Here is a 14793-nt window from a genome sequence, read left to right on the forward strand (position 1 = left end):
TTGTCGTCGCTGACAAGTGTTCAAACTTTTTGTCTTCACTTTTAAAAAAGTGAAAATAAATTTGGAGCCTGGCGATGTCCTACTCTCACATGGGGAAGCCCCACACTACCATCGGCGCTATTGTGTTTCACTTCTGAGTTCGGCATGGAATCAGGTGGGTCCACAATGCTATGGTCGCCAAGCAAATTTTGCTTTTACTTTCAGCTTTTTTAAAAACTGAAGGCAAAATAATCTGGAAAACTGATTTAAAAGTTTCTCTTCAAACTCATTCAAGGTCTGGTCTTTCTTTGAGTCCACAAAACCCCTTGGGTGTTGTATGGTTAAGCCTCACGGGCAATTAGTACAGGTTAGCTCAATGCCTCGCAGCACTTACACACCCTGCCTATCAACGTCGTAGTCTACGACAACCCTTTAGGACGCTTATAGCGCCAGGGAAAACTCATCTCAAGGCTCGCTTCCCGCTTAGATGCTTTCAGCGGTTATCGATTCCGAACTTAGCTACCGGGCAATGCCATTGGCATGACAACCCGAACACCAGAGGTTCGTCCACTCCGGTCCTCTCGTACTAGGAGCAGCCCCTTTCAATTTTCCAACGCCCACGGCAGATAGGGACCGAACTGTCTCACGACGTTCTAAACCCAGCTCGCGTACCACTTTAAATGGCGAACAGCCATACCCTTGGGACCGACTTCAGCCCCAGGATGTGATGAGCCGACATCGAGGTGCCAAACACCGCCGTCGATATGAACTCTTGGGCGGTATCAGCCTGTTATCCCCGGAGTACCTTTTATCCGTTGAGCGATGGCCCTTCCATTCAGAACCACCGGATCACTATGACCTGCTTTCGCACCTGCTCGAATTGTCATTCTCGCAGTCAAGCGGGCTTATGCCATTGCACTAACCACACGATGTCCAACCGTGTTTAGCCCACCTTCGTGCTCCTCCGTTACTCTTTGGGAGGAGACCGCCCCAGTCAAACTACCCACCAGGCACTGTCCGTAATCCCGATTCAGGGACCAACGTTAGAACATCAAAACTACAAGGGTGGTATTTCAAGGACGACTCCACCACATCTAGCGACGCGGTTTCATAGTCTCCCACCTATCCTACACATGTAGGTTCAATGTTCAGTGCCAAGCTGTAGTAAAGGTTCACGGGGTCTTTCCGTCTAGCCGCGGGTACACTGCATCTTCACAGCGATTTCAATTTCACTGAGTCTCGGGTGGAGACAGCGTGGCCATCATTACGCCATTCGTGCAGGTCGGAACTTACCCGACAAGGAATTTCGCTACCTTAGGACCGTTATAGTTACGGCCGCCGTTTACCGGGGCTTCGATCAAGAGCTTCGACCGAAGTCTAACCCCATCAATTAACCTTCCGGCACCGGGCAGGCGTCACACCGTATACGTCATCTTACGATTTTGCACAGTGCTGTGTTTTTAATAAACAGTTGCAGCCACCTGGTATCTGCGACTCTCGTCTGCTCCATCCGCAAGGGACTTCACTGATAAGAGCGTACCTTCTCCCGAAGTTACGGTACCATTTTGCCTAGTTCCTTCACCCGAGTTCTCTCAAGCGCCTTGGTATTCTCTACCCGACCACCTGTGTCGGTTTGGGGTACGATTCCTTACAATCTGAAGCTTAGAGGCTTTTCCTGGAAGCATGGCATCAATGACTTCACTACCGTAGTAGCTCGACATCGTATCTCAGCGTTAAGAAAGTCCGGATTTACCTAAACTTTCCGCCTACATACTTGAACCTGGACAACCGTCGCCAGGCCCACCTAGCCTTCTCCGTCCCCCCATCGCAATTGTAAGAAGTACGGGAATATTAACCCGTTTCCCATCGACTACGCCTTTCGGCCTCGCCTTAGGAGTCGACTTACCCTGCCCCGATTAACGTTGGACAGGAACCCTTGGTCTTCCGGCGAGGGAGTTTTTCACTCCCTTTATCGTTACTCATGTCAGCATTCGCACTTCTGATACCTCCAGCAGCCCTTACAGACCACCTTCAACGGCTTACAGAACGCTCCCCTACCCCACATACCCTAAGGTACGTAGCCGCAGCTTCGGTGTATAGCTTAGCCCCGTTACATCTTCCGCGCAGGCCGACTCGACCAGTGAGCTATTACGCTTTCTTTAAATGATGGCTGCTTCTAAGCCAACATCCTGGCTGTCTGAGCCTTCCCACATCGTTTCCCACTTAGCTATACTTTGGGACCTTAGCTGGCGGTCTGGGTTGTTTCCCTCTCCACGACGGACGTTAGCACCCGCCGTGTGTCTCCCGGATAGTACTTACTGGTATTCGGAGTTTGCAAAGGGTTGGTAAGTCGGGATGACCCCCTAGCCTTAACAGTGCTCTACCCCCAGTAGTATTCGTCCGAGGCGCTACCTAAATAGCTTTCGGGGAGAACCAGCTATCTCCAGGTTTGATTGGCCTTTCACCCCTAGCCACAAGTCATCCGCTAATTTTTCAACATTAGTCGGTTCGGTCCTCCAGTTGATGTTACTCAACCTTCAACCTGCCCATGGCTAGATCACCTGGTTTCGGGTCTAATCCTAGCAACTGTACGCCCAGTTAAGACTCGGTTTCCCTACGGCTCCCCTAAACGGTTAACCTTGCTACTAAAATTAAGTCGCTGACCCATTATACAAAAGGTACGCAGTCACACCACGAAGGTGCTCCTACTGCTTGTACGTACACGGTTTCAGGTTCTATTTCACTCCCCTCACAGGGGTTCTTTTCGCCTTTCCCTCACGGTACTGGTTCACTATCGGTCAGTCAGTAGTATTTAGCCTTGGAGGATGGTCCCCCCATATTCAGACAGGATATCACGTGTCCCGCCCTACTCGTTTTCACTGATGATGAGATGTCGATTACGGGGCTATCACCCTTTATTGCGGCACTTTCCAGAGCCTTCATCTGTCTCATTAAAAGCTTAAGGGCTAATCCAATTTCGCTCGCCGCTACTTTCGGAATCTCGGTTGATTTCTCTTCCTCGGGGTACTTAGATGTTTCAGTTCCCCCGGTTTGCCTCCTGTTGCTATGTATTCACAACAGGATACTTACTTATGTAAGTGGGTTTCCCCATTCAGGAATCCCAGACTCAAAAGGTTATTACTACCTAATCTGGGCTTATCGCAAGTTATTACGCCTTTCATCGCCTCTGACTGCCAAGGCATCCACCGTGTACGCTTAGTCACTTAACCATACAACCCGAAAGGGTCTTAGCGTATGGCAACTAACCAAGGTTTTTGGTTGTCATTAAGAAGGGTTAATTCTCAATGACTGTTTGCCGGACTCAATTGTGATTCAAACAAGTTTGAATCGAATACAAGACACTTGAATGTGTTTGTTGTGTTTATCTAATGAAAGATAAACATTGAGAACTTTTAAATTTGATTGAATTACTCGTAAGTAATCAATCAGTCAGCTTTCCAAATTGTTAAAGAGCAATGAGACTTCTTGTGAAGTTCATTTTCTAAAGACTCTCACAGTCGAAAAATCCAACCAGCGACATAAGAAGTGGTTTGGAGATTTAACTTCCAAGAATATTTAGAGAATGGTGGGCGATACCGGGCTCGAACCAGTGACCCCCTGCTTGTAAGGCAGGTGCTCTCCCAACTGAGCTAATCGCCCACGATAGTTTTAATTCCTTCGTGGAGAAAGAATGGTGGGTCGTGCAGGATTCGAACCTGCGACCAATTGATTAAAAGTCAACTGCTCTACCAACTGAGCTAACGACCCAATGGTATCCCGTAGGGGAGTCGAACCCCGTTACCGGCGTGAAAGGGCGGTGTCCTAGGCCTCTAGACGAACGGGACACTGCAATTCATCTCTACTTTAAAAGTAGAAACAAACTTCGAAGAACTTGGGAGTTCTTCATCTCTTTACTTTTCTAAACCTAATCAATCTGTGTGGGTACTCATCAAAGATATCTTCGTATAAGGAGGTGATCCAGCCCCAGGTTCCCCTAGGGCTACCTTGTTACGACTTCACCCCAGTCATGAACCACAAAGTGGTGAGCGTCCTCCCCGAAAGGTTAAACTACCCACTTCTTTTGCAGCCCACTCCCATGGTGTGACGGGCGGTGTGTACAAGGCCCGGGAACGTATTCACCGTGACATTCTGATTCACGATTACTAGCGATTCCGACTTCATGGAGTCGAGTTGCAGACTCCAATCCGGACTACGACGCACTTTTTGGGATTCGCTCACTATCGCTAGCTTGCTGCCCTCTGTATGCGCCATTGTAGCACGTGTGTAGCCCTACTCGTAAGGGCCATGATGACTTGACGTCGTCCCCACCTTCCTCCGGTTTATCACCGGCAGTCTCCCTGGAGTTCCCGACATTACTCGCTGGCAAACAAGGATAAGGGTTGCGCTCGTTGCGGGACTTAACCCAACATTTCACAACACGAGCTGACGACAGCCATGCAGCACCTGTCTCAGAGTTCCCGAAGGCACACCTGCGTCTCCGCTGGCTTCTCTGGATGTCAAGAGTAGGTAAGGTTCTTCGCGTTGCATCGAATTAAACCACATGCTCCACCGCTTGTGCGGGCCCCCGTCAATTCATTTGAGTTTTAATCTTGCGACCGTACTCCCCAGGCGGTCTACTTAACGCGTTAGCTCCGAAAGCCACGGCTCAAGGCCACAACCTCCAAGTAGACATCGTTTACGGCGTGGACTACCAGGGTATCTAATCCTGTTTGCTCCCCACGCTTTCGCATCTGAGTGTCAGTATCTGTCCAGGGGGCCGCCTTCGCCACTGGTATTCCTTCAGATCTCTACGCATTTCACCGCTACACCTGAAATTCTACCCCCCTCTACAGTACTCTAGTTCACCAGTTTCAAATGCAGTTCCGAGGTTGAGCCCCGGGCTTTCACATCTGACTTAATGAACCACCTGCATGCGCTTTACGCCCAGTAATTCCGATTAACGCTCGCACCCTCCGTATTACCGCGGCTGCTGGCACGGAGTTAGCCGGTGCTTCTTCTGTTGCTAACGTCAAGAGATGCCGCTATTAACGACACCCCCTTCCTCACAACTGAAAGTACTTTACAACCCGAAGGCCTTCTTCATACACGCGGCATGGCTGCATCAGGCTTTCGCCCATTGTGCAATATTCCCCACTGCTGCCTCCCGTAGGAGTCTGGACCGTGTCTCAGTTCCAGTGTGGCTGATCATCCTCTCAGACCAGCTAGGGATCGTCGCCTTGGTGAGCCATTACCTCACCAACTAGCTAATCCCACCTAGGCATATCTTGACGCGAGAGGCCCGAAGGTCCCCCTCTTTGGCCCGTAGGCATTATGCGGTATTAGCCATCGTTTCCAATGGTTATCCCCCACATCAAGGCAATTTCCTAGGCATTACTCACCCGTCCGCCGCTCGACGCCCATTAACGCACCCGAAGGATTGTTAGTGTCGTTTCCGCTCGACTTGCATGTGTTAGGCCTGCCGCCAGCGTTCAATCTGAGCCATGATCAAACTCTTCAATTTAAGATTTTGTGACTCAACGAATACTGACTTCAAAACTAATATTTACCGAAGTAAACATGTAATTCTAAAGCTATTACCATTCCAACAGAATGGTAATGAATTGACTGTGCCGAATAACTACAAGTAGTTAAACGTATTGGTCACTCAGTTCATTGAAATCAATTTTGATTCCGAAGAATCTGTTTTATCTAACGATAAAACGTTTTGATATTCATCAACGAGTGCCCACACAGATTGATAGGTTTAAATTGTTAAAGAGCTTGTTCTCTAAAAAGAGAACGCTTTCAGTGCCTTAGCACTCAAGCAGGACGCGTATAATACGCTTTCCACTTTGAAAGTCAACATAAAATACTAAGAAAACTTAGAACTCTATGGTGACTTGTCTACTTAATAGACAAAGTCGAACTTTTGTCTTCACTTTTAAAAAAGTGAAAATAAATTTAAAGCCTGGCGATGTCCTACTCTCACATGGGGAAGCCCCACACTACCATCGGCGCTATTGTGTTTCACTTCTGAGTTCGGCATGGAATCAGGTGGGTCCACAATGCTATGGTCGCCAAGCAAATTTTGCTTTTACTTTTAGCTTTTTTTAAAAACTGAAGGCAAAATAATCTGGAAAACTGATTTAAAAGTCTATCTCTTCAAACTCATTCAAGGTCTGGTCTTTCTTTGAGTCCACAAAACCCCTTGGGTGTTGTATGGTTAAGCCTCACGGGCAATTAGTACAGGTTAGCTCAATGCCTCGCAGCACTTACACACCCTGCCTATCAACGTCGTAGTCTACGACAACCCTTTAGGACACTTATAGTGCCAGGGAAAACTCATCTCAAGGCTCGCTTCCCGCTTAGATGCTTTCAGCGGTTATCGATTCCGAACTTAGCTACCGGGCAATGCCATTGGCATGACAACCCGAACACCAGAGGTTCGTCCACTCCGGTCCTCTCGTACTAGGAGCAGCCCCTTTCAATTTTCCAACGCCCACGGCAGATAGGGACCGAACTGTCTCACGACGTTCTAAACCCAGCTCGCGTACCACTTTAAATGGCGAACAGCCATACCCTTGGGACCGACTTCAGCCCCAGGATGTGATGAGCCGACATCGAGGTGCCAAACACCGCCGTCGATATGAACTCTTGGGCGGTATCAGCCTGTTATCCCCGGAGTACCTTTTATCCGTTGAGCGATGGCCCTTCCATTCAGAACCACCGGATCACTATGACCTGCTTTCGCACCTGCTCGAATTGTCATTCTCGCAGTCAAGCGGGCTTATGCCATTGCACTAACCACACGATGTCCAACCGTGTTTAGCCCACCTTCGTGCTCCTCCGTTACTCTTTGGGAGGAGACCGCCCCAGTCAAACTACCCACCAGGCACTGTCCGTAACCCCGATTCAGGGGCCAACGTTAGAACATCAAAACTACAAGGGTGGTATTTCAAGGACGACTCCACCACATCTAGCGACGCGGTTTCATAGTCTCCCACCTATCCTACACATGTAGGTTCAATGTTCAGTGCCAAGCTGTAGTAAAGGTTCACGGGGTCTTTCCGTCTAGCCGCGGGTACACTGCATCTTCACAGCGATTTCAATTTCACTGAGTCTCGGGTGGAGACAGCGTGGCCATCATTACGCCATTCGTGCAGGTCGGAACTTACCCGACAAGGAATTTCGCTACCTTAGGACCGTTATAGTTACGGCCGCCGTTTACCGGGGCTTCGATCAAGAGCTTCGACCGAAGTCTAACCCCATCAATTAACCTTCCGGCACCGGGCAGGCGTCACACCGTATACGTCATCTTACGATTTTGCACAGTGCTGTGTTTTTAATAAACAGTTGCAGCCACCTGGTATCTGCGACTCTCGTCTGCTCCATCCGCAAGGGACTTCACTGATAAGAGCGTACCTTCTCCCGAAGTTACGGTACCATTTTGCCTAGTTCCTTCACCCGAGTTCTCTCAAGCGCCTTGGTATTCTCTACCCGACCACCTGTGTCGGTTTGGGGTACGATTCCTTACAATCTGAAGCTTAGAGGCTTTTCCTGGAAGCATGGCATCAATGACTTCACTACCGTAGTAGCTCGACATCGTATCTCAGCGTTAAGAAAGTCCGGATTTACCTAAACTTTCCGCCTACATACTTGAACCTGGACAACCGTCGCCAGGCCCACCTAGCCTTCTCCGTCCCCCCATCGCAATTGTAAGAAGTACGGGAATATTAACCCGTTTCCCATCGACTACGCCTTTCGGCCTCGCCTTAGGAGTCGACTTACCCTGCCCCGATTAACGTTGGACAGGAACCCTTGGTCTTCCGGCGAGGGAGTTTTTCACTCCCTTTATCGTTACTCATGTCAGCATTCGCACTTCTGATACCTCCAGCAGCCCTTACAGACCACCTTCAACGGCTTACAGAACGCTCCCCTACCCCACGCACCCTAAGGTACGTAGCCGCAGCTTCGGTGTATAGCTTAGCCCCGTTACATCTTCCGCGCAGGCCGACTCGACCAGTGAGCTATTACGCTTTCTTTAAATGATGGCTGCTTCTAAGCCAACATCCTGGCTGTCTGAGCCTTCCCACATCGTTTCCCACTTAGCTATACTTTGGGACCTTAGCTGGCGGTCTGGGTTGTTTCCCTCTCCACGACGGACGTTAGCACCCGCCGTGTGTCTCCCGGATAGTACTTACTGGTATTCGGAGTTTGCAAAGGGTTGGTAAGTCGGGATGACCCCCTAGCCTTAACAGTGCTCTACCCCCAGTAGTATTCGTCCGAGGCGCTACCTAAATAGCTTTCGGGGAGAACCAGCTATCTCCAGGTTTGATTGGCCTTTCACCCCTAGCCACAAGTCATCCGCTAATTTTTCAACATTAGTCGGTTCGGTCCTCCAGTTGATGTTACTCAACCTTCAACCTGCCCATGGCTAGATCACCTGGTTTCGGGTCTAATCCTAGCAACTGTACGCCCAGTTAAGACTCGGTTTCCCTACGGCTCCCCTAAACGGTTAACCTTGCTACTAAAATTAAGTCGCTGACCCATTATACAAAAGGTACGCAGTCACACCACGAAGGTGCTCCTACTGCTTGTACGTACACGGTTTCAGGTTCTATTTCACTCCCCTCACAGGGGTTCTTTTCGCCTTTCCCTCACGGTACTGGTTCACTATCGGTCAGTCAGTAGTATTTAGCCTTGGAGGATGGTCCCCCCATATTCAGACAGGATATCACGTGTCCCGCCCTACTCGTTTTCACTGATGATGAGATGTCGATTACGGGGCTATCACCCTTTATTGCGGCACTTTCCAGAGCCTTCATCTGTCTCATTAAAAGCTTAAGGGCTAATCCAATTTCGCTCGCCGCTACTTTCGGAATCTCGGTTGATTTCTCTTCCTCGGGGTACTTAGATGTTTCAGTTCCCCCGGTTTGCCTCCTGTTGCTATGTATTCACAACAGGATACTTACTTATGTAAGTGGGTTTCCCCATTCAGGAATCCCAGACTCAAAAGGTTATTACTACCTAATCTGGGCTTATCGCAAGTTATTACGCCTTTCATCGCCTCTGACTGCCAAGGCATCCACCGTGTACGCTTAGTCACTTAACCATACAACCCGAAAGGGTCTTCTATTTGCTTTCACTTTAAAAAGTGAAGACAAATAAGCGTATGGCAACTAACCAAGGTTTTTGGTTGTCATCAAGAAGGGTTAATTCTCAATGACTGTTTGCCGGACTCAATTGTGATTCAAACAAGTTTGAATCGAATACAAGACACTTGAATGTGTTTGTTGTGTTTATCTAATGAAAGATAAACATTGAGAACTTTTAAATTTGATTGAATTACTCGTAAGTAATCAATCAGTCAGCTTTCCAAATTGTTAAAGAGCATAAAGCAAAAAGCTTTAATCAATAACTTACGTTATTAATTAAAGCTCTGGCTTTAACTAAATCTAAACCATCAATCTGTGTGGGTACTCATCAAAGATATCTTCGTATAAGGAGGTGATCCAGCCCCAGGTTCCCCTAGGGCTACCTTGTTACGACTTCACCCCAGTCATGAACCACAAAGTGGTGAGCGTCCTCCCCGAAAGGTTAAACTACCCACTTCTTTTGCAGCCCACTCCCATGGTGTGACGGGCGGTGTGTACAAGGCCCGGGAACGTATTCACCGTGACATTCTGATTCACGATTACTAGCGATTCCGACTTCATGGAGTCGAGTTGCAGACTCCAATCCGGACTACGACGCACTTTTTGGGATTCGCTCACTATCGCTAGCTTGCTGCCCTCTGTATGCGCCATTGTAGCACGTGTGTAGCCCTACTCGTAAGGGCCATGATGACTTGACGTCGTCCCCACCTTCCTCCGGTTTATCACCGGCAGTCTCCCTGGAGTTCCCGACATTACTCGCTGGCAAACAAGGATAAGGGTTGCGCTCGTTGCGGGACTTAACCCAACATTTCACAACACGAGCTGACGACAGCCATGCAGCACCTGTCTCAGAGCTCCCGAAGGCACACCTGCGTCTCCGCTGGCTTCTCTGGATGTCAAGAGTAGGTAAGGTTCTTCGCGTTGCATCGAATTAAACCACATGCTCCACCGCTTGTGCGGGCCCCCGTCAATTCATTTGAGTTTTAATCTTGCGACCGTACTCCCCAGGCGGTCTACTTAACGCGTTAGCTCCGAAAGCCACGGCTCAAGGCCACAACCTCCAAGTAGACATCGTTTACGGCGTGGACTACCAGGGTATCTAATCCTGTTTGCTCCCCACGCTTTCGCATCTGAGTGTCAGTATCTGTCCAGGGGGCCGCCTTCGCCACTGGTATTCCTTCAGATCTCTACGCATTTCACCGCTACACCTGAAATTCTACCCCCCTCTACAGTACTCTAGTTCACCAGTTTCAAATGCAGTTCCGAGGTTGAGCCCCGGGCTTTCACATCTGACTTAATGAACCACCTGCATGCGCTTTACGCCCAGTAATTCCGATTAACGCTCGCACCCTCCGTATTACCGCGGCTGCTGGCACGGAGTTAGCCGGTGCTTCTTCTGTTGCTAACGTCAAGAGATAGCGCTATTAACGCTACCCCCTTCCTCACAACTGAAAGTACTTTACAACCCGAAGGCCTTCTTCATACACGCGGCATGGCTGCATCAGGCTTTCGCCCATTGTGCAATATTCCCCACTGCTGCCTCCCGTAGGAGTCTGGACCGTGTCTCAGTTCCAGTGTGGCTGATCATCCTCTCAGACCAGCTAGGGATCGTCGCCTTGGTGAGCCATTACCTCACCAACTAGCTAATCCCACCTAGGCATATCTTGACGCGAGAGGCCCGAAGGTCCCCCTCTTTGGCCCGTAGGCATTATGCGGTATTAGCCATCGTTTCCAATGGTTATCCCCCACATCAAGGCAATTTCCTAGGCATTACTCACCCGTCCGCCGCTCGACGCCCATTAACGCACCCGAAGGATTGTTAGTGTCGTTTCCGCTCGACTTGCATGTGTTAGGCCTGCCGCCAGCGTTCAATCTGAGCCATGATCAAACTCTTCAATTTAAGATTTTGTGACTCAACGAATACTGACTTCAAAACTAATATTTACCGAAGTAAACATGTAATTCTAAAGCTATTACCATTCCAACAGAATGGTAATGAATTGACTGTGCCGAATAACTACAAGTAGTTAAACGTATTGGTCACTCAGTTCATTGAAATCAATTTTGATTCCGAAGAATCTGTTTTATCTAACGATAAAACGTTTTGATATTCATCAACGAGTGCCCACACAGATTGATAGGTTTAAATTGTTAAAGAGCTTGTTCTCTAAAAAGAGAACGCTTTCAGTGCCTTAGCACTCAAGCAGGACACGTATAATACGCTTTCCACTTTGAAAGTCAACATAAAATACTAAGAAAACTTAGAACTCTATGGTGACTTGTCTACTTAATAGACAAAGTCGAACTTTTGTCTTCACTTTTAAAAAAGTGAAAATAAATTTAAAGCCTGGCGATGTCCTACTCTCACATGGGGAAGCCCCACACTACCATCGGCGCTATTGTGTTTCACTTCTGAGTTCGGCATGGAATCAGGTGGGTCCACAATGCTATGGTCGCCAAGCAAATTTTGCTTTTACTTTCAGCTTTTTTAAAAACTGAAGGCAAAATAATCTGGAAAACTGTATTTAAAAGTCTATCTCTTCAAACTCATTCAAGCGTTTGGTATTTCTATTGAGTCCACAAAACCCCTTGGGTGTTGTATGGTTAAGCCTCACGGGCAATTAGTACAGGTTAGCTCAATGCCTCGCAGCACTTACACACCCTGCCTATCAACGTCGTAGTCTACGACAACCCTTTAGGACACTTATAGTGCCAGGGAAAACTCATCTCAAGGCTCGCTTCCCGCTTAGATGCTTTCAGCGGTTATCGATTCCGAACTTAGCTACCGGGCAATGCCATTGGCATGACAACCCGAACACCAGAGGTTCGTCCACTCCGGTCCTCTCGTACTAGGAGCAGCCCCTTTCAATTTTCCAACGCCCACGGCAGATAGGGACCGAACTGTCTCACGACGTTCTAAACCCAGCTCGCGTACCACTTTAAATGGCGAACAGCCATACCCTTGGGACCGACTTCAGCCCCAGGATGTGATGAGCCGACATCGAGGTGCCAAACACCGCCGTCGATATGAACTCTTGGGCGGTATCAGCCTGTTATCCCCGGAGTACCTTTTATCCGTTGAGCGATGGCCCTTCCATTCAGAACCACCGGATCACTATGACCTGCTTTCGCACCTGCTCGAATTGTCATTCTCGCAGTCAAGCGGGCTTATGCCATTGCACTAACCACACGATGTCCAACCGTGTTTAGCCCACCTTCGTGCTCCTCCGTTACTCTTTGGGAGGAGACCGCCCCAGTCAAACTACCCACCAGGCACTGTCCGTAACCCCGATTCAGGGGCCAACGTTAGAACATCAAAACTACAAGGGTGGTATTTCAAGGACGACTCCACCACATCTAGCGACGCGGTTTCATAGTCTCCCACCTATCCTACACATGTAGGTTCAATGTTCAGTGCCAAGCTGTAGTAAAGGTTCACGGGGTCTTTCCGTCTAGCCGCGGGTACACTGCATCTTCACAGCGATTTCAATTTCACTGAGTCTCGGGTGGAGACAGCGTGGCCATCATTACGCCATTCGTGCAGGTCGGAACTTACCCGACAAGGAATTTCGCTACCTTAGGACCGTTATAGTTACGGCCGCCGTTTACCGGGGCTTCGATCAAGAGCTTCGACCGAAGTCTAACCCCATCAATTAACCTTCCGGCACCGGGCAGGCGTCACACCGTATACGTCATCTTACGATTTTGCACAGTGCTGTGTTTTTAATAAACAGTTGCAGCCACCTGGTATCTGCGACTCTCGTCTGCTCCATCCGCAAGGGACTTCACTGATAAGAGCGTACCTTCTCCCGAAGTTACGGTACCATTTTGCCTAGTTCCTTCACCCGAGTTCTCTCAAGCGCCTTGGTATTCTCTACCCGACCACCTGTGTCGGTTTGGGGTACGATTCCTTACAATCTGAAGCTTAGAGGCTTTTCCTGGAAGCATGGCATCAATGACTTCACTACCGTAGTAGCTCGACATCGTATCTCAGCGTTAATAGCGGTCCGGATTTACCTAAACCACCCGCCTACATACTTGAACCTGGACAACCGTCGCCAGGCCCACCTAGCCTTCTCCGTCCCCCCATCGCAATTGTAAGAAGTACAGGAATATTAACCTGTTTCCCATCGACTACGCCTTTCGGCCTCGCCTTAGGAGTCGACTTACCCTGCCCCGATTAACGTTGGACAGGAACCCTTGGTCTTCCGGCGAGGGAGTTTTTCACTCCCTTTATCGTTACTCATGTCAGCATTCGCACTTCTGATACCTCCAGCAGCCCTTACAGACCACCTTCAACGGCTTACAGAACGCTCCCCTACCCCACATATCCTAAGATACGTAGCCGCAGCTTCGGTGTATAGCTTAGCCCCGTTACATCTTCCGCGCAGGCCGACTCGACCAGTGAGCTATTACGCTTTCTTTAAATGATGGCTGCTTCTAAGCCAACATCCTGGCTGTCTGAGCCTTCCCACATCGTTTCCCACTTAGCTATACTTTGGGACCTTAGCTGGCGGTCTGGGTTGTTTCCCTCTCCACGACGGACGTTAGCACCCGCCGTGTGTCTCCCGGATAGTACTTACTGGTATTCGGAGTTTGCAAAGGGTTGGTAAGTCGGGATGACCCCCTAGCCTTAACAGTGCTCTACCCCCAGTAGTATTCGTCCGAGGCGCTACCTAAATAGCTTTCGGGGAGAACCAGCTATCTCCAGGTTTGATTGGCCTTTCACCCCTAGCCACAAGTCATCCGCTAATTTTTCAACATTAGTCGGTTCGGTCCTCCAGTTGATGTTACTCAACCTTCAACCTGCCCATGGCTAGATCACCTGGTTTCGGGTCTAATCCTAGCAACTGTACGCCCAGTTAAGACTCGGTTTCCCTACGGCTCCCCTAAACGGTTAACCTTGCTACTAAAATTAAGTCGCTGACCCATTATACAAAAGGTACGCAGTCACACCACGAAGGTGCTCCTACTGCTTGTACGTACACGGTTTCAGGTTCTATTTCACTCCCCTCACAGGGGTTCTTTTCGCCTTTCCCTCACGGTACTGGTTCACTATCGGTCAGTCAGTAGTATTTAGCCTTGGAGGATGGTCCCCCCATATTCAGACAGGATATCACGTGTCCCGCCCTACTCGTTTTCACTGATGATGAGATGTCGATTACGGGGCTATCACCCTTTATTGCGGCACTTTCCAGAGCCTTCATCTGTCTCATTAAAAGCTTAAGGGCTAATCCAATTTCGCTCGCCGCTACTTTCGGAATCTCGGTTGATTTCTCTTCCTCGGGGTACTTAGATGTTTCAGTTCCCCCGGTTTGCCTCCTGTTGCTATGTATTCACAACAGGATACTTACTTATGTAAGTGGGTTTCCCCATTCAGGAATCCCAGACTCAAAAGGTTATTACTACCTAATCTGGGCTTATCGCAAGTTATTACGCCTTTCATCGCCTCTGACTGCCAAGGCATCCACCGTGTACGCTTAGTCACTTAACCATACAACCCGAAAGGGTCTTAGCGTATGGCAACTAACCAAGGTTTTTGGTTGTCATCAAGAAGGGTTAATTCTCAATGACTGTTTGCCGGACTCAATTGTGATTCAAACAAGTTTGAATCGAATACAAGACACTTGAATGTGTTTGTTGTGTTTATCTAATGAAA

General features: G+C 48.9%; 3 tRNA genes and 8 rRNA genes. All 11 read right to left on the bottom strand.

Annotation, left to right across the window (positions count from 1 at the left end):
* Positions 1-66: 66 nt before the first annotated feature.
* The 11 genes from rrf (BCU07_RS20035) to BCU07_RS20085 all read right to left on the bottom strand — a co-directional run bounded on the left by rrf (BCU07_RS20035) (position 67) and on the right by BCU07_RS20085 (position 14628).
* Positions 67-182, bottom strand: a 5S ribosomal RNA gene (rrf, locus tag BCU07_RS20035).
* A 134-nt stretch (positions 183-316) separates the two neighbouring features.
* A 23S ribosomal RNA gene (locus tag BCU07_RS20040) occupies positions 317-3209 on the bottom strand.
* A gap of 354 nt (positions 3210-3563) precedes the next feature.
* A tRNA-Val gene (locus BCU07_RS20045) sits at positions 3564-3639 on the bottom strand.
* Between the two features lie 32 nt (positions 3640-3671).
* Positions 3672-3747, bottom strand: a tRNA-Lys gene (locus BCU07_RS20050).
* 2 nt (positions 3748-3749) lie between these two features.
* Positions 3750-3824 (bottom strand) — tRNA-Glu (locus BCU07_RS20055).
* Between the two features lie 121 nt (positions 3825-3945).
* Positions 3946-5500, bottom strand: a 16S ribosomal RNA gene (locus BCU07_RS20060).
* Between the two features lie 445 nt (positions 5501-5945).
* Positions 5946-6061 (bottom strand): 5S ribosomal RNA (gene rrf, locus BCU07_RS20065).
* 137 nt (positions 6062-6198) lie between these two features.
* Positions 6199-9091, bottom strand: a 23S ribosomal RNA gene (locus BCU07_RS20070).
* Positions 9092-9479: 388 nt separating this feature from the next.
* Positions 9480-11034, bottom strand: a 16S ribosomal RNA gene (locus tag BCU07_RS20075).
* Between the two features lie 445 nt (positions 11035-11479).
* Positions 11480-11595 (bottom strand): 5S ribosomal RNA (gene rrf / locus BCU07_RS20080).
* A gap of 139 nt (positions 11596-11734) precedes the next feature.
* A 23S ribosomal RNA gene (locus tag BCU07_RS20085) occupies positions 11735-14628 on the bottom strand.
* Together the 16S, 23S and 5S rRNA genes with 3 tRNA genes alongside form the textbook arrangement of a ribosomal RNA operon.
* Positions 14629-14793: the final 165 nt, after the last annotated feature.

Origin of the sequence: Vibrio sp. 10N.261.54.E10, assembly GCF_002877735.2 — a bacterium.
Classification (GTDB): domain Bacteria; phylum Pseudomonadota; class Gammaproteobacteria; order Enterobacterales; family Vibrionaceae; genus Vibrio; species Vibrio crassostreae_C.